At 60.4% G+C, this 13,329-nt stretch carries 20 protein-coding genes; 9 read left to right on the top strand and 11 right to left on the bottom strand.

From position 1 onward, the window contains the following. The first annotated feature begins 202 nt into the window (after positions 1 to 202). On the top strand, positions 203 to 520 hold the full coding sequence (locus ACTJLB_RS13810) for an ArsR/SmtB family transcription factor (protein WP_027777718.1): 318 nt from the start codon (positions 203 to 205) through the stop codon (positions 518 to 520). A 93-nt stretch (positions 521 to 613) separates the two neighbouring features. Further along, complete coding sequence (locus ACTJLB_RS13805) at positions 614 to 1,675, top strand: alkene reductase (protein ID WP_440783589.1); 1,062 nt, start codon at positions 614 to 616, stop codon at positions 1,673 to 1,675. Positions 1,676 to 1,848: 173 nt separating this feature from the next. Here ACTJLB_RS13805 and ACTJLB_RS13800 read toward each other — a convergent pair whose 3' ends face one another. Continuing rightward, positions 1,849 to 2,376, bottom strand: coding sequence for a GNAT family N-acetyltransferase (locus tag ACTJLB_RS13800; RefSeq protein ID WP_440783588.1), 528 nt, complete (start codon positions 2,374 to 2,376; stop codon positions 1,849 to 1,851). Positions 2,377 to 2,510: 134 nt separating this feature from the next. Here ACTJLB_RS13800 and ACTJLB_RS13795 point away from each other — a divergent pair, with 134 nt between their 5' ends. After that, positions 2,511 to 3,158, top strand: a complete 648-nt coding sequence (locus ACTJLB_RS13795; RefSeq protein ID WP_020068376.1) for a VTT domain-containing protein — start codon at positions 2,511 to 2,513, stop codon at positions 3,156 to 3,158. 87 nt (positions 3,159 to 3,245) lie between these two features. Here the strand turns inward: ACTJLB_RS13795 and ACTJLB_RS13790 are convergent, their stop codons facing one another. Next, positions 3,246 to 3,707 carry a VOC family protein gene (locus tag ACTJLB_RS13790; RefSeq protein WP_027804688.1) on the bottom strand — a complete coding sequence of 154 codons (462 nt, stop codon included), beginning with the start codon at positions 3,705 to 3,707 and terminating at the stop codon, positions 3,246 to 3,248. A 77-nt stretch (positions 3,708 to 3,784) separates the two neighbouring features. Next, complete coding sequence (locus ACTJLB_RS13785; protein WP_310069396.1) at positions 3,785 to 4,042, bottom strand: hypothetical protein; 258 nt, start codon at positions 4,040 to 4,042, stop codon at positions 3,785 to 3,787. 199 nt (positions 4,043 to 4,241) lie between these two features. Here ACTJLB_RS13785 and ACTJLB_RS13780 point away from each other — a divergent pair, with 199 nt between their 5' ends. After that, positions 4,242 to 4,661 (top strand): hypothetical protein, encoded by a 420-nt coding sequence (locus tag ACTJLB_RS13780; RefSeq protein ID WP_020068373.1) that lies wholly within the window; start codon positions 4,242 to 4,244, stop codon positions 4,659 to 4,661. Between the two features lie 153 nt (positions 4,662 to 4,814). On the opposite strand, the gene ACTJLB_RS13775 is transcribed toward ACTJLB_RS13780, so the two are convergent. Further along, positions 4,815 to 5,036 carry a DUF2795 domain-containing protein gene (locus ACTJLB_RS13775; protein WP_088173431.1) on the bottom strand — a complete coding sequence of 74 codons (222 nt, stop codon included), beginning with the start codon at positions 5,034 to 5,036 and terminating at the stop codon, positions 4,815 to 4,817. A gap of 215 nt (positions 5,037 to 5,251) precedes the next feature. Between ACTJLB_RS13775 and ACTJLB_RS13770 the strand changes: the two genes are divergently transcribed. The 3 genes from ACTJLB_RS13770 to ACTJLB_RS13760 all read left to right on the top strand — a co-directional run bounded on the left by ACTJLB_RS13770 (position 5,252) and on the right by ACTJLB_RS13760 (position 8,283). Further along, the gene (locus ACTJLB_RS13770; RefSeq protein WP_440783587.1) at positions 5,252 to 7,420 is read left to right on the top strand and encodes a response regulator; all 2,169 of its coding nucleotides are present in this window, start codon (positions 5,252 to 5,254) and stop codon (positions 7,418 to 7,420) included. A 63-nt stretch (positions 7,421 to 7,483) separates the two neighbouring features. Next, positions 7,484 to 7,699, top strand: coding sequence for an FmdB family zinc ribbon protein (locus ACTJLB_RS13765; RefSeq protein ID WP_440783586.1), 216 nt, complete (start codon positions 7,484 to 7,486; stop codon positions 7,697 to 7,699). 56 nt (positions 7,700 to 7,755) lie between these two features. After that, positions 7,756 to 8,283 (top strand): low affinity iron permease family protein, encoded by a 528-nt coding sequence (locus tag ACTJLB_RS13760; RefSeq protein ID WP_087753777.1) that lies wholly within the window; start codon positions 7,756 to 7,758, stop codon positions 8,281 to 8,283. Here ACTJLB_RS13760 and ACTJLB_RS13755 read toward each other — a convergent pair. From ACTJLB_RS13755 to ACTJLB_RS13735, 5 genes are all read right to left on the bottom strand, one after another. Continuing rightward, positions 8,280 to 8,915: a ParB-like protein gene (locus ACTJLB_RS13755; RefSeq protein WP_440783585.1), complete on the bottom strand. Its 636-nt coding sequence runs from the start codon at positions 8,913 to 8,915 to the stop codon at positions 8,280 to 8,282. The genes ACTJLB_RS13760 and ACTJLB_RS13755 overlap by 4 nt on opposite strands. Positions 8,916 to 8,969: 54 nt before the next feature. Next, positions 8,970 to 9,263: a DUF6723 family protein gene (locus ACTJLB_RS13750; RefSeq protein ID WP_020068367.1), complete on the bottom strand. Its 294-nt coding sequence runs from the start codon at positions 9,261 to 9,263 to the stop codon at positions 8,970 to 8,972. Between the two features lie 165 nt (positions 9,264 to 9,428). Further along, a complete protein-coding gene (locus tag ACTJLB_RS13745; protein WP_006049380.1) occupies positions 9,429 to 9,554 on the bottom strand; it encodes a hypothetical protein in 126 nt (41 codons plus the stop codon). 57 nt (positions 9,555 to 9,611) lie between these two features. Beyond that, positions 9,612 to 10,040 (bottom strand): GFA family protein, encoded by a 429-nt coding sequence (locus ACTJLB_RS13740; protein ID WP_440783584.1) that lies wholly within the window; start codon positions 10,038 to 10,040, stop codon positions 9,612 to 9,614. A 180-nt stretch (positions 10,041 to 10,220) separates the two neighbouring features. Beyond that, the gene (locus ACTJLB_RS13735) at positions 10,221 to 10,763 is read right to left on the bottom strand and encodes a DUF4142 domain-containing protein (RefSeq protein WP_020068364.1); all 543 of its coding nucleotides are present in this window, start codon (positions 10,761 to 10,763) and stop codon (positions 10,221 to 10,223) included. A gap of 297 nt (positions 10,764 to 11,060) precedes the next feature. Between ACTJLB_RS13735 and ACTJLB_RS13730 the strand changes: the two genes are divergently transcribed. Beyond that, the gene (locus tag ACTJLB_RS13730) at positions 11,061 to 11,234 is read left to right on the top strand and encodes a hypothetical protein (RefSeq protein ID WP_440783583.1); all 174 of its coding nucleotides are present in this window, start codon (positions 11,061 to 11,063) and stop codon (positions 11,232 to 11,234) included. Between the two features lie 73 nt (positions 11,235 to 11,307). Next, positions 11,308 to 12,393 carry a glycosyltransferase family 4 protein gene (locus ACTJLB_RS13725; RefSeq protein WP_440783582.1) on the top strand — a complete coding sequence of 362 codons (1,086 nt, stop codon included), beginning with the start codon at positions 11,308 to 11,310 and terminating at the stop codon, positions 12,391 to 12,393. Between the two features lie 58 nt (positions 12,394 to 12,451). Here ACTJLB_RS13725 and ACTJLB_RS13720 read toward each other — a convergent pair whose 3' ends face one another. Together ACTJLB_RS13720 and ACTJLB_RS13715 are read right to left on the bottom strand one after the other, a co-directional pair. Next, positions 12,452 to 12,859 carry an Hsp20/alpha crystallin family protein gene (locus ACTJLB_RS13720; RefSeq protein ID WP_440783581.1) on the bottom strand — a complete coding sequence of 136 codons (408 nt, stop codon included), beginning with the start codon at positions 12,857 to 12,859 and terminating at the stop codon, positions 12,452 to 12,454. Between the two features lie 22 nt (positions 12,860 to 12,881). After that, entirely contained in the window at positions 12,882 to 13,322 is a 441-nt protein-coding gene (locus ACTJLB_RS13715; RefSeq protein WP_310353448.1) for an Hsp20/alpha crystallin family protein, read from the bottom strand. Positions 13,323 to 13,329: the final 7 nt, after the last annotated feature.

Genomic DNA, 13,329 nt, shown 5'->3' with positions numbered 1-13,329 from the left:
GTTACTCTCCACATCCTAGATGTGCTCATTTTGCATGACGCGGCTGGATTTTTTGGCATAGCCACGAGTCTTTTCCCTACCGCCGGTAGTGCCTCCAAGCATATCGTGAAATTCCGATATATACTTCGTTCTGTAGCGATGCAAACCTGTGGGCGGCAATTTGCCCACGCCTGACCATTGAAGCAGCTCTTGTAGTTGACGAATGAAACGAACTCCCATCGCGCCTGACATGGACGCGATCCACAAGGCGCTCGCCAATCCGGTGCGTCGAGAGATTCTTGGCTGGCTGCGCGAGCCGCATGCGCACTTCGCCGATCAGGAACTCCCGCTCGACCATGGCGTATGTGCCGGCAAGATCGACGCGCGCTGCGGACTCTCGCAGTCCACGGTGTCGGCCCACCTCGCGGCGTTGCAGCGCGCGGGGCTCGTCACGTCGAAACGCGTGGGGCAATGGGTGTTCTTCAAACGCAACGAGCCCGTGATTCAGGCTTTTCTCGAGCATATGAACTCGAAGCTCTGACCGGTCTTGCATCGCCGCTTCTTTCACTCTTTCGTTGCAATGCAACTATCTCTCGGCTCAAGGCGTCCTCGCCTCAGCCAAAGGTGAACATTTATGCCGACTCTTTTCGATCCGCTGCAAATTGGCGACCTGACGTTGTCCAACCGCATCATCATGGCGCCGCTGACGCGTCAGCGCGCCGAGGAAATCCGCGTGCCGAACGCGCTGATGGCAAAGTACTACGCTGAACGCGCCACGGCGGGCCTCATCATCAGCGAAGCCACCTCGGTCACGCCGCAGGGCGTCGGTTATGCCGAGACGCCGGGCATCTGGTCGCAGGAACAGGTGGAAGGCTGGAAGCTCGTTACCAACGCAGTGCATGCAGCCGGCGGGAAGATCTTCCTGCAACTGTGGCACGTGGGCCGCATTTCCGATCCGCTGTTCCTCAATGGCGAATTGCCGGTCGCGCCGAGCGCGCTCGCCGCGAAAGGCCACGTGAGCCTCGTGCGTCCGGAGCGCCCGTATGTCACGCCTCGCGCACTCGAACTCGACGAAATCGCGGGCGTTGTGCAGGCATTCCGCAAAGGTGCCGAAAACGCGAAAGCAGCAGGCTTCGACGGCGTTGAAGTGCACGGCGCAAACGGCTATCTGATCGACCAGTTCCTTCAGGACAGCACCAACAAGCGCACCGACGCGTATGGTGGCCCGATCGAAAATCGCGCGCGTTTGCTGCTCCAAATCACCGACGCATGCATCGACGTGTGGGGCGCGAATCGCGTCGGCGTGCATCTCGCGCCGCGCCGCGACTCGCACGACATGGGCGACTCGGATCCGGCCGCGACCTTCGGCTATGTGGCCCGCGAACTCGGCAAGCGCAAGATCGCGTTCATCGCCGCGCGCGAAGCGTTGGGTGAGGACCGTCTCGGCCCACAGTTGAAGAAAGAGTTCGGCGGCCCGTACATCGCGAACGAGAAGTTCACGAAGGAAACCGCCCAGCAAGTACTCGACGCAGGCGAAGCGGACGCGGTGGCGTGGGGCCAGTTGTTCATCGCGAATCCGGACCTCGTGCGCCGCTTTGCGACCAATGCGCCGTTGAACAAGCCGAATCCCTCCACGTACTACGCACGTGGCGAGACGGGTTACATCGATTACCCTACGCTTGAAACGGTGGAGTAAGCGCAAACGCGTAATCGTGAATGAGCCGTAATGTGGCTGTAAAAGCAGCGGCTGTAACGAGCAGCGAAAAGACGCGCAGCGAAAAGCGGCGGGCGTCATCGGAGAGTGAATCTCCGGCGGCGCCCGCCGCTTTTTTCCGTCTGCGGCGACGCCCGTCTCTGTAACGCAAACTGTTAGTCAAGATTGCGCCGCATGAAGACGCGTTTTGACTCGTCGAGGCCTCGTGCGATATGTGCATCACGCCGTGCGCGTAGAGCCACGTCGAGTTCGGCTTCGTCTATGTCGCGAAAACCGAGTCGCCGGTAATACGGTGCATTCCACGGCACTTCGCGATACGTCGACAGGACCAGTTGCATGATCCGCCGCGAGCGCGCGAGTTGCGCAACCTGCTCGATCAGCGCGGCGCCGATGCGTCGACCGGCATGCGACGTCAGTACATCGAGCTCCTGGATGTAGATACGCGCGGGCTGCGGCTCGAACATCACGAATCCGACGCAGGTTCCCTCGGCATTCACCGCCACGATCAGCTCCTGCGCCGCGATCTTCCGCTCCACGAAAGCGAGACTCATTGGCGGCGCATCGGCAATGCCCGACATGCCGACGCTGACAAAGCGCAAGCTTGCCTCGAATTCGATTGTGCGAACCGTTTCGGCATCGCCGGGCGCGGCAAGACGGAAAGTCACATCGGCTAACTGTTGCATGGTGTTTTTTGACGGTTGATGTTCGGCCCGTTCACGGATGCGACACGCGATATTGACATCCGCGCGGCCAAATACACAAGTATCCGCGCGGCCGCCGGACTACACTGCTGAACATCCGACAACCTGGGGCCAGCATGCAACTCATGCAAATGCTGCAGATCGCTCTGCACTTCGATCAGCACCTGAGCAGCCTGATCGTCCAATACGGTACAGCCGTGTACGCGATGCTGTTTATTATCGTGTTCGTTGAAATCGGCTTTCTGCCGTTATTTTTCCTGCCGGGCGATCCGCTCATTTTCATTTGCGGCGGGCTGTCAGCCACCGGCGCGTTGAACGTCTGGCTCGTGATGTCAGTGCTATTCGCGGCTACTGTGGCGGGAAGCATCGTCGACTATGCAATTGGGCGCGCGATCGGTGAAAAGGTTTATACGGCCGATTACCGCTGGCTCGACAAGAATGCACTGCGCCGTGCGCATGCGTTCTACGAAGCTCGCGGCGGATTAACCTTTCTGTTATCGCCATTCATTGCCGTAGTGCGCACTTTCGCGCCGTTCGCGGCCGGCGTTTCGCGCATGACGTTTGCGCGATTCGTGTCGTTCGTGACCGCGGGCGCCGCACTGTGGATCGGCTCTCTCGTCGCGGCCGGCTATCTGTTCGGCAATGTGCCGCTCGTACGCGATCACATGAGTTCCATCGTGCTGTTAGGCGTCGCGCTAGGCGTCGGATCGCTGATCGCAAGCGCGTTGTGGCGACTCGTCAACAGCCGCTCGCGCATTCATTGAGCGAGTGCTTTCAGCTTACTTTCTGTGCGCTCCTCTGCGCGAATCGCGCGGGGCTGCCGCCCCGCGTTTGCTCCCCCGCATGCACCGCTAGATCCAGCCTTCGATATTCAGCCCGCTCGCGCGTTCAGCTTCTTCCCGCGATACAGCGCGCACGGTCTGCCCGAAACTCCAGATATGCCCCTCCGGGTCCCGCGCAGCATAAACGCGGTCGCCGTAAAACTGATCCGCGGGCTCGCGGGTAATGACCGCGCCCGCCGCACGCGCGCGAGCGCAATGTTGGTCGATACCGTCGCTCAGTTGCACATGCACTGACTGTGTATTTTTCCCGCTCACAGTAACCGGGCTCACGGAGTCTGCCGACCATTCACGGCTGATCATCACGTAGCTGTCGCCGTAACGCATTTCGGAATGTGCGAGTTGCCCGGCGTCGTCGGTAATCACGAGTTGCCGGGTGAAGCCGAAAGCCCGTTCGAGCCACTCAAGAGCGGCTAACGGATCTTTGTAATAGAGCGCCGCGCCGAATGACGGTCGATGCAAAGATTCGCTCATGACATCCCCTTGCAGGCTCAGCAAACGCAACTTAATGACCGCGGATCGAACCGCGCATCCACTCAGCCGCGCGCATACTATTGGCTGGCGGACGAAGCAGGCGCCGCGCTGCTGGGTTGACTCGTGCCGCCCGCGGCCGCGCTCTCGCTCGCACGCTTCGCGGCGTCGCTTTGGCCACTGGTTCCGTTCGCGCCCGCCGAATTGCTCATCACGCCGCTGCTTGCGGAACTCATCGTGTCCTTGCTGGTGTTGTCCTCTTTCTTGCAGCCAGACGCACCTACGGCCAGCGCCGCAATGGATATGGCGAGTAACGCGCTCTTCGGATTGCAATGCATGGTGGCACCCGTTCGGTTTCGATTCGTCGTTGCGCGAAGCGCGGCATGACTCCTCGATAGCAGAACGGCGCAGCATCGACTGTGCCTGGTGAAACTAATAAATCATTCCACGCGGGGCGGCAAGCGGTTTGCTGCAACTCCCGTTACATGGACCACATATCGCACACTGCACTCCGTCAAACCCAGGGAGAACCGGATCATGCTGCTTAGCGACGAAGAACTTGCGCGCCTTGACGGCGTCGCGCCGTTTCTCGAGAGCGAGGCGAAGACGTCGCTCAACTTCGCACCGAATTATGAAGTCACCGCCGAATTCGAGACGCATCTGCAACCGGGACTGCGCATCCGTGCCCCAGCGTCGGACGCGGCATCGGAGGACCCAGAAGCGCCGCCGTATCCGTTGAACCTCTTCGTCGGATTGCCGCTCGATGAGCTACGCAACCTCGCCTACGCAGACGATATGGCGCGCGAGGCGATGATTGGACGCTTCGGCGCATCGTTTACCCCGCGCCTGCTGCGCGCAATCGAAAAAGAAACGCCAGGGGCGATCAATCTCGATGCAGGGATCCAGAACGATTCGGGCACGCTGTCGGTGATGCTCGACGAGCCAGAGCAACGGTGATCACCACACGCCTGGAACGCCCGTCGGAGATTCCATGGCAATGCCTTAACAAGGACGCGCGAGCCACGTGTATTTACTTCCCGGGCGCTTGCACATTTGACAGCGGAGACAGTGGCCTCCGCGCGTCGCGCGCCCGGGTTGGTCTACCGGGCGCTATTCGTCGCCCACGCCTTTCGACACCTCGGCGGGGCTGCCGTACTCCTGATCCGGCAAGCGTTCGAGTGCATCGAGCACCTCGTCGTCGGCGCCATTGCCCTTTGCGGTGTCCAGCAGGCTTGCTTTGTCGGCGGGATAGGAAGCGCCCTTCAGCGCCTTCTGGACATCGATGAATTTGCGGATGGGACCGCCGTTCGAACCTGAATTAGACGTCGCCATGTGCCTCTCCTTGGTTGGCATGCGGTCCCGCTAATTCAGCATCGCGCGTTCCTCGCGGGCGCCCGGTTCTTTACGCGTGTTCTGCCGCCGCAATGCACAACGTAGCTTGTGTCTCGGCATAGCAGGAATGAATCTGGCTCGACGGTTTCATTCGAAGAGCCTCCGTTAGTTGGGATGGCTCACTTTCTTCACTATTGCAAGCAGGGGATCTTGCCGTGAGCACAGCGGACCGCGAAGCCATTCTCTTCAACCAGCAAGCGATTCTGGCGGAATTCGGCGAACTTGCGCTTCGCTCCGACGACCTCGACGAAATATTGTGCGAAGCATGCCGTCTCGTCGCTCAAGCGCTGCAAGCAGACATGGCCAAAGTCATGGAATTGCAGGCCGATCGAATTACGCTTCTCGTGCGCGCCGGCGTGGGCTGGCCGCCGGGCGTGGTGGGCCATGCCACGGCGCGAGCCGAACGCGGCTCGTCGGAAGGTTATGCGCTGCAAACGGGCAAGCCTGCAATTTCGCCGGACATCGCTGCTGAAAAGCGCTTTCGCTATTCGCAGTTCATCGTCGACGCGGGCGTGAAGGCGCTGATCAACGTCGTGATTCTCGGCGGAAAAGAACGGCCTGCATACGGCGTGTTGCAAGTCGACAGTCGCACGCCGCGCGACTTCAACGACCTCGACACTGAATTCTTGCGCTCGTATGCGAACCTGCTCGCCGCCGCGGTCGAACGGCTTCGGATCGCAGCCGAGACACGCAAGCATGCCGTCTCGCTGCACGAGAGCGAAGAGCGCTACCGCATGCTTGCGACGCAGATACCGCAACTGGTGTTCACCTGCCTCATTAGCGGCGAGCGCACGTGGGGCAGTCCTCAGTGGATCGAATACAGCGGCATTTCGGAGCAGGACAGCCTCGGCTTCGGATGGCTGGATGCAGTGCATCCCGGCGATCGCGAGGCAACCATGGCGGCGTGGAGCGTGTGCGGTGTGAAAGGAGAATATGCGGTCGAGCACCGCATTCGCCGCGCGTCCGACGGCACGTACCGCTGGTTCCAGACCCGCGCGAAGCCGTTGCGTGCAGAAGGCGGCGTCGCGGCGTGGCTCGGCACATCGACCGATATCGAAGACCAGGTTCGCGCACGCGAAGCGCTCGAACGCGGCAGCGAGGAACTCGAAAGACGTGTATCCGAGCGCACCGCGGAATTGCAGCGGGCGGTGGATACGCTTCATCGTGAAAGCCGCGAACGCTCGCGCGCCGAAGAACGTTTGCGCCACAGTGAGAAACTCAAGGCCATTGGCCAGCTTACCGGCGGCATCGCGCACGACTTCAACAACATGCTGCAGGCCATCATGAGCTGCCTGAGTCTGATCCGGGTGCGCATGCAGCAGGGCCGGCCCACCGACGTCGTCACGCTGGTCGAGCGGGCGGAAAAAGGCGCAAGCCGTGCGGCGACATTGACACACAGGTTGCTCGCGTTCGGACGCCAACAAACGCTCGAGCCGCGTCTGGTGAGCCTTGATGCGATTGCGCACGACATGGAAGACATGATTCGCCGCGTCGTCGGTTCGGGCATCAACCTGGAACTCAAGCTCGGTGACGGGACGTGGCTGGTTTTGTGCGACCCGAATCAGATGGAAAGCGCGCTCGTCAATCTGTGCGTGAATGCTCGCGACGCGATGCCGGACGGCGGGTGGCTCACCATCAGCACGAGCGAAGTGATATTGACCGACGCAGAAGTCGCCGGATTCGACGACGCCCAACCCGGACGTTACTGCTGCATTGCTGTGTCGGACACGGGCACCGGCATGTCACCGAAAATCATGGAACATGCGTTCGAGCCGTTCTTCACGACAAAACCGTCGGGCCAGGGCGTCGGTCTTGGCCTCAGCCAGATCTACGGCTTTGTCAGGCAATCCGGCGGAATCGTGCAGATGGAAACCGCCCTCGGCAAAGGAACGACCGTACGCCTGTGCCTGCCCGCCTCCGTGCAGAAGGAAGATATGCAGGACGAGTACAAGGATCCGGCAAAAACCATCGTCCTTGTCGAGGACGAAGAAATCGTGCGGGAAGTCACCGCGGAGCAATTGAGGGAACAGGGCTACCGGGTACTGGAAGCGGACAGCGGCGCGGCGGCATTGCGGCTGCTGCATGCAGGCGCGCGTTTCGATTTGCTGATCAGTGACGTCGCTTTGCCCGGCACGATCAACGGCCGGCAGATCGCCGAGGCCGTGAGGCAACGGTATCCGTCGATGCCGGTCATTCTTGTCACCGGCTATGCGCCAGGCGATGCGCTCGCCGATATGGAAGTCATCCGTAAACCCTTCGCTCCCGAAGTACTCGCCGACCGCGTGCGCGCAAAGCTCGAACAATTGCGTACCGATGCAGACTAGACTGTTTACTTAACCCGCGGTCAGTAGACTCAAGTGGCTACTGATCTAACAGAGTCACACGCCATGCCAGTTTATGACTATGAGTGCGCCGAATGCGGCGCTTTCGAAACGGTGCGCCGCGTTGCGGAGCGTGACGAACCTGTGGCGTGCCCTCAGTGCGGGGCCTCGGCTGCACGCGTGGTAATCGGCGCGCCCTCGCTCGGTGGCGGCTCGCCCGACGCCCGCGAAGAAACCGGAGGCTATGGGATGCGGCATTTTGCTGGATGCTCCTGCTGCTGAGATGTCGGCACGCAATGTGCTATGACCCCGTCATGAGCAACATCCCGGAGAAAGAAATGCGACCAGGAGAATCCCGCTCAAGCGCGGATAGCATCGACACCGTTCCGCAGACGTCCAGTCCTGCCTACGCAGCGCGCAATCCCGTCACGCGCGCGTTCGACAACTTCGCGAGTTCGGTAACGCGGCTTGCCGGATCACCGATTGCGTTTGGTATCGCCGTCATCACGGTTATCGTTTGGGCCGTCACGGGACCCTTCTTCCACTATTCCGACGCGTGGCAACTCGTCATTAATACCGGCACGACCATCATCACTTTTCTGATGGTCTTCATGATCCAGCAAAGTCAGAACAAGGACAGTGTTGCGATGCATCTGAAGCTCAATGAATTGCTGGCTTCGCATCGCGCGGCGAACAATCAGTTAATCGGTATTGAAGACGCATCCGAAGACGATCTTCGCCGTCTGGCAGAAGCGTATTTGCGGTTGGCGAGCAAGGTAGGCACGCAAGGCAAGCACACTGTCGACGTGGATGCTTGCGTGGAAAAAACCGGCGCCGGAAAGGGCAAAGAGCACGAACGCGCTTAATTCTGTGCATCGCCCGAATCGGCCGAGGCGCCTTGTACGCCAGCGTCGGACTCGACATAGCCAGGCAGGCCAAGCGCAGCCTGGCTTTTCGCCAGTTCAACCGCTCGTTGCACCAGTGCAGCGTATTCCGATGAGTCTGCGGGAAGCGGGAGCCTGTGGCGAAAGAAATCCGCCCAGCGGAATTCCGCCAAAGGCACACTCGTTCTCTGATAACCACCGGCATCGCGCACCGAAGCGGCGAGGCTGCGGAATTCGTCGTCTATCATTTCCCAGACGTGGAGCGGCATATCGGCAAAGGACACCCGCTGGCCACGCTGATCGTATGGAAATGTCCAACGATTGTTTTCGAGCGTGAGCCAGAATTCGGCCGGCGAACACGTGGACAGATCCCGGATCAGCACGACAGGTACCGACGCTATATCGGCCTGCCAAAGAGCCGCGGCCACGTGGTGATGGTCGATCACGTACGGCTCTTCCTGGGGTCCAAGGACGATCGGGACGGGTTTCTCCGCAATGGCCATGTCAAGGTCATGACCGGACAGCGACTGATAGAAGCGCGTTTTCTCCTCTACCTCGCGCAATCCGTGCGTGACTTGCGTGGGGCGCAAACGATCGATGTCCAGTGACTTCATTGACGTCTCCATTGTTATTAGCGCAACGCGATGGCTCCCCGCCTATCAGGCGGATCAGTACTCCGGGTTCAGCAGGTCCGCCGCGACAACTTCGGCGCCTTTGCGCGCTGCGGCCTCACGTGCTTCAAGCGCGGTTTCGAACGGACCTATCATCGGCGCGCCGTCGTACGGAAATATCAGCCGGTCGTCTGTTATGCGTACGACCTTCAGGTCGCCGGTAAACGTGCCGGTCACAGTACGCCGATACGTCGGGTAGATTCTGTAATCGCTGGCGGTAATGGTTATACCGTCGGGCGATGCCGGATGCCGCAGCGAACTATTATGAAAGTGCAACTTCCTTCTCACCATCTCGATTCCTGCAATTGCGAGTCGACTGTTTCGGGGGCCAGGAAAAACGCGCATCGATGCGTCAAACGCAGGCGCGGCGCACATCGAATGCGCGCCGCGCCCTCTCCCGCGGAACGGGACATCAGCGCCGGAATTACGGCGCCGGTGAAAACGTTCAGCGGCCGATCAGGGCTGACGTTGACCGCCCTGGTGCTGCGGCGTCTTCTGCTGATTCTGCTGTTGCTGCCCGCTCTGCTTGCCCGCGTTCTTCGGATTACCCGGTTGTGTATTGGATTGCTTTGGATCGCTCATTTTCAGCTCCTTCATTTACGAAGTAGTTCGTCGAAGTACTGCGCACTGCTCGCAAGACTAATGGGGACTTTCTTCCTCGTATTCGGTACGAACGCCCTGCGGGAGCCAGGGCTCTTTATGGCAGCACCATAATTCGTAAGTCGGCTCGTAAAGCCCGGCGCTATCGAACGCGCCTAGCGGTATGTCGAGTTCATCGCTGTCCACGTACTCCATGAACGCAACCGATCCACAGGTCTGGCAGAAATATCGCCTGCCTTCCGCCGAGCTTTGCCACATCTGGACCGGCCCGGACAACTGGACGGCGTCGCGCGCGAACATCGCATATGCGCCGAAAGCACTGCCATGCACGCGACGGCAGGTCATGCAATGGCACAGAGAGACGCGCCTCGGCGCTGCACTCACCTCAAACCGCACGGCTCCGCAGGCGCACCCACCGGTCTGCGCCGTCTGGCCGGCTGCCGAGCGCGCGGCGTCCTCAGTGTGCATATCGCTCTCCCAATACGATGTTGCGGTAGAGACTCGCGAGCCCGAATCAACGCAATGCCCGCCGCCCGCCGAAGAGCGCAGCAGGCCGCGTGCCACGAGGCGCGCCACCCGCCACGCGCATACCATTTCGTGTGCGATTCGAGCATTGACGTCGAGCCCGAATCGCAGACAACAACAGTACTACTGGGTCACGCCCTTCTTCGCCGCAAGTTGTTGAGCCCGCTGGTAATGCTCCTTGATTGTCGGCAACGCCTTTTGCGCGGCCTTCTTCAGGTCGGCGTTCTGCCCTTCAGCAATTTCCTTTTCGAAGGCGGCAATGGCTTGCTTGTGTCCTTCAAGACCGACCTTCTGGATATACGCCTGATCGAATTCCTTGCCCTTCAGCGGCTTCAATGCGTCGAGCACACTCGGGTCCGAATTGTCCTTCGGTACTTCCACACCATGCGGCGCGGCCATTTTCAGCTGGACGGTCAGCTTCGTGTGATCGAGCATCATGTGATGCGCAAATGATTTCACGTCTTTATCACTGGAATTGCTAGTCGCGAGTTTTGCCGCGTCGATCTCCGTCGACGAAGACATTGAAGCTGCCTGAACAAAGTCTTTGTCCACCTGTGCGAGCGGATTGGCGGCGGTAGTGGAAGCGGCTTGTGTCTGTGCATTCGCGGCGACCGGAAGCAGGCTGAAACAACCGCACGCTACTGCAATTACTGTCATCTTTTTCATGCGTTTCCTCACTGATTTTCTAACGGGTAGCTCAAAGCGGCGCAATGTTCGTTGCGACATGAGAGACGCAGCAACCGCCATGCCGCCTCTGCGGCCGTGATGCGCATTACGTCGATTTTGGCCCGACGCGTGTTCGTGACCGCAGCATTCCCCAAGCAGAAATTGCGCGGTTCTATCGCAACGATTACAAGCATGCTCGACGAGAATAGGCGTCGCTTGAAGACGTCTTGGCATGCTAGCCGGGAGCGTCCCTTGCTCGACTCCCGTTGCCTTCCAACCAACCCACGGGAGAATGAAATGGCGACGAAACCAAATGACCAGGACGACACCGCGCAAAGCACGGGTAACAACCAATCCGGCGAAGGAACATTTGAGACCGATGTCTCCGAAACCGACGACGAGGGCACCACAGTCCGGCAAGCGGAAGTAAAAGAGGACGATCTTTCGGAAGTGAAAAAAGACAACTCCTGAAGCCTGCAACGATGGTCGCGTTCGCATGTCCCGCGCACGCGGCTGCAACCCAACCTCAAGACACGACTGCCCCGTGAGAATCGCTCAAGTCGCCCCTCTCTACGAATGCGTCCCACCCTTCGCTTACGGCGCCACCGAGCGCGTCGTGTCCTACCTCACCGAAGAACTCGTTCGACGTGGCCACGATGTCACGCTGTTCGCTACCGCCGACTCCACCACGGCTGCACGTCTGGTACCGATCTGCGAGCGCGGACTATGGCGCGACACGACCGTGTGGGACACGCTCACGCACCACGTGAGGCAGCTGGCACGCGTCGCAGATCTGGCGAACCAGTTCGACGTCGTGCATTTTCATGGCGATCCGCTGCACTTTCCGCTGGCACGAGCGTTACCGTGCAAGTCGCTCACCACGCTTCATGGGCAATTGCTGCCTGTAGATCACGGGCCGCTTTTTCGCGAATTCGCGTCAGCGCCGCTCGTGTCGATTTCCAACGATCAGCGCAAGCCGGTGCCCTCCGCCAACTGGCAAGCAACGATCTATCACGGTCTGCCACTCGACGAATTCGAGTTTCAGCCGGAGCCTGCGTCGTATCTGCTCTTTCTCGGCCGCTTGATGCCCGGCAAGCGGCCCGACCTCGCCGTTGAAATCGCGAGGCGCGCCGGACTGACGTTGAAAATGGCAGGCAAAATCCATCCCGGCGAGCGGGAGTACTTCGCACAGCAAATCGAACCGCTGCTGGAAGATTCGCGCGACTTCACCGACTATCTCGGCGAAGTCGGCGGTGACCTACGCAGGCAACTCATCGCGAATGCGCGAGCGCTTCTGTTTCCAGTGGAATGGGCGGAGCCGTTCGGGATGGTGATGATCGAGGCAATGGCATGCGGCACGCCGGTCGTTGCATTTGGACGCGGCGCGGTGCCGGAAGTGCTGACGCATGGCGTGAACGGGTTCATCGTCGATAACGTCGAACAGGCTGTCAGCGCGGTCGCGCGCATCGGCGAAATAGATCGCGCAAAATGCCGCCGTTCGTTCGAGCAGCGCTTCACGGCTGCACGCATGGCGGGCGACTATCTGCGCGTGTATGAAAATCTTCTCGCGGGAACACCCGCACCGGTGCCGGCATCCGACACCGGCGCGGGCGCACGACTTTTCGGTTAGCAATCCGCCGGGCCGAATCAATCAGCCGCGGCCCGCGGCGGGGCCGTGGCAAACAGCATTAGCCGACGTTGACTTCAATGCGGCGTGGCCGCGCTTCTTCGCGTCGCGGAATGACGAGCTTCAGCACACCATCCTGAAGGTTCGCCTCGATTTTCGACGTGTCGAATTCCGCACCCAGCGTGAACGAACGCGAGAAATGCGGCGCGCGGATTTCCGCGTGTTGCAGACGCAAGCCGGCGCGCGTCGGCACGCTCGATTCGGCCTCGATGTGCAGATTGCCGTCGTGCACGCGCACCTCCAGCTTCTCTTTCGACACACCCGGAAGGTCGGCCCACAGCGTGACGCCGTGCGCGTTTTCGATCACGTCGACGGGCGGCGTCAGCGTCGCGCGCTGCTCAGCCGGCTCGCGCTCGCCGCGCGCCACGGGTTGCTGCTCCTTTTGAACAACTTCGGTCGTATCGCTCATGATTCGCTCCATCATCGTGAGGTCATTGAATGGTGATTGCACGCGGTTTGGACGACTCGCGCTTGCCGACGCTAATCGACAGACAGCCGTTCGTGTAGCGCGCCTCGACCTTGTCGGGGTCGGCCTGCTGCGGCAGTTCGATTACGCGGCGGAAAGAGCCTGTAAAACGCTCCTGCGCATATTGGCGCGTGGACTCGTCCGCCTCCGGCGCGACGCGCTTGCGCTCGCCGGCAATCGTCAGCAAGCCTTTGTCGATGGATACGTCGAGTTGCGACGCATCGATACCGGGCGCAAACGCGACGATCTCGATCGAGTCGTCGGTGGTGCCGATATTGATTTGCGGAAAGGCCGACATCCGGCCAGAGCGGATGCTCGAAGGGAAACCGCCGAACACCGCCGACATCTGCTGCTGCAAACGGTCGAGCTGGCTGAACAGGTCGGTCGCGAAGTAAAGGTCACTCATGATCGTT

It is taken from the genome of Paraburkholderia sp. 22098 (assembly GCF_052045935.1).
In the GTDB taxonomy this organism is placed as follows: Bacteria; Pseudomonadota; Gammaproteobacteria; order Burkholderiales; family Burkholderiaceae; genus Paraburkholderia; species Paraburkholderia caledonica.
The sequence above is the reverse complement of the archived record's forward strand: the minus strand, read 5'-3'. Positions and strand labels throughout refer to the sequence as shown.

What these genes read in the sequence shown, in the direction of transcription:
- ACTJLB_RS13810 (WP_027777718.1), top strand. Translation starts at nt 203, where the DNA reads ATGAAACGAACTCCCATCGCGCCTGACATGGACGCGATCCACAAGGCG.
- ACTJLB_RS13805 (WP_440783589.1), top strand. Translation starts at nt 614, where the DNA reads ATGCCGACTCTTTTCGATCCGCTGCAAATTGGCGACCTGACGTTGTCC.
- ACTJLB_RS13800 (WP_440783588.1), bottom strand. Translation starts at nt 2,376, where the DNA reads ATGCAACAGTTAGCCGATGTGACTTTCCGTCTTGCCGCGCCCGGCGAT.
- ACTJLB_RS13795 (WP_020068376.1), top strand. Translation starts at nt 2,511, where the DNA reads ATGCAACTCATGCAAATGCTGCAGATCGCTCTGCACTTCGATCAGCAC.
- ACTJLB_RS13790 (WP_027804688.1), bottom strand. Translation starts at nt 3,707, where the DNA reads ATGAGCGAATCTTTGCATCGACCGTCATTCGGCGCGGCGCTCTATTAC.
- ACTJLB_RS13785 (WP_310069396.1), bottom strand. Translation starts at nt 4,042, where the DNA reads ATGCATTGCAATCCGAAGAGCGCGTTACTCGCCATATCCATTGCGGCG.
- ACTJLB_RS13780 (WP_020068373.1), top strand. Translation starts at nt 4,242, where the DNA reads ATGCTGCTTAGCGACGAAGAACTTGCGCGCCTTGACGGCGTCGCGCCG.
- ACTJLB_RS13775 (WP_088173431.1), bottom strand. Translation starts at nt 5,036, where the DNA reads ATGGCGACGTCTAATTCAGGTTCGAACGGCGGTCCCATCCGCAAATTC.
- ACTJLB_RS13765 (WP_440783586.1), top strand. Translation starts at nt 7,484, where the DNA reads ATGCCAGTTTATGACTATGAGTGCGCCGAATGCGGCGCTTTCGAAACG.
- ACTJLB_RS13760 (WP_087753777.1), top strand. Translation starts at nt 7,756, where the DNA reads ATGCGACCAGGAGAATCCCGCTCAAGCGCGGATAGCATCGACACCGTT.
- ACTJLB_RS13755 (WP_440783585.1), bottom strand. Translation starts at nt 8,915, where the DNA reads ATGAAGTCACTGGACATCGATCGTTTGCGCCCCACGCAAGTCACGCAC.
- ACTJLB_RS13750 (WP_020068367.1), bottom strand. Translation starts at nt 9,263, where the DNA reads ATGGTGAGAAGGAAGTTGCACTTTCATAATAGTTCGCTGCGGCATCCG.
- ACTJLB_RS13745 (WP_006049380.1), bottom strand. Translation starts at nt 9,554, where the DNA reads ATGAGCGATCCAAAGCAATCCAATACACAACCGGGTAATCCGAAGAAC.
- ACTJLB_RS13740 (WP_440783584.1), bottom strand. Translation starts at nt 10,040, where the DNA reads ATGCACACTGAGGACGCCGCGCGCTCGGCAGCCGGCCAGACGGCGCAG.
- ACTJLB_RS13735 (WP_020068364.1), bottom strand. Translation starts at nt 10,763, where the DNA reads ATGAAAAAGATGACAGTAATTGCAGTAGCGTGCGGTTGTTTCAGCCTG.
- ACTJLB_RS13730 (WP_440783583.1), top strand. Translation starts at nt 11,061, where the DNA reads ATGGCGACGAAACCAAATGACCAGGACGACACCGCGCAAAGCACGGGT.
- ACTJLB_RS13720 (WP_440783581.1), bottom strand. Translation starts at nt 12,859, where the DNA reads ATGAGCGATACGACCGAAGTTGTTCAAAAGGAGCAGCAACCCGTGGCG.
- ACTJLB_RS13715 (WP_310353448.1), bottom strand. Translation starts at nt 13,322, where the DNA reads ATGAGTGACCTTTACTTCGCGACCGACCTGTTCAGCCAGCTCGACCGT.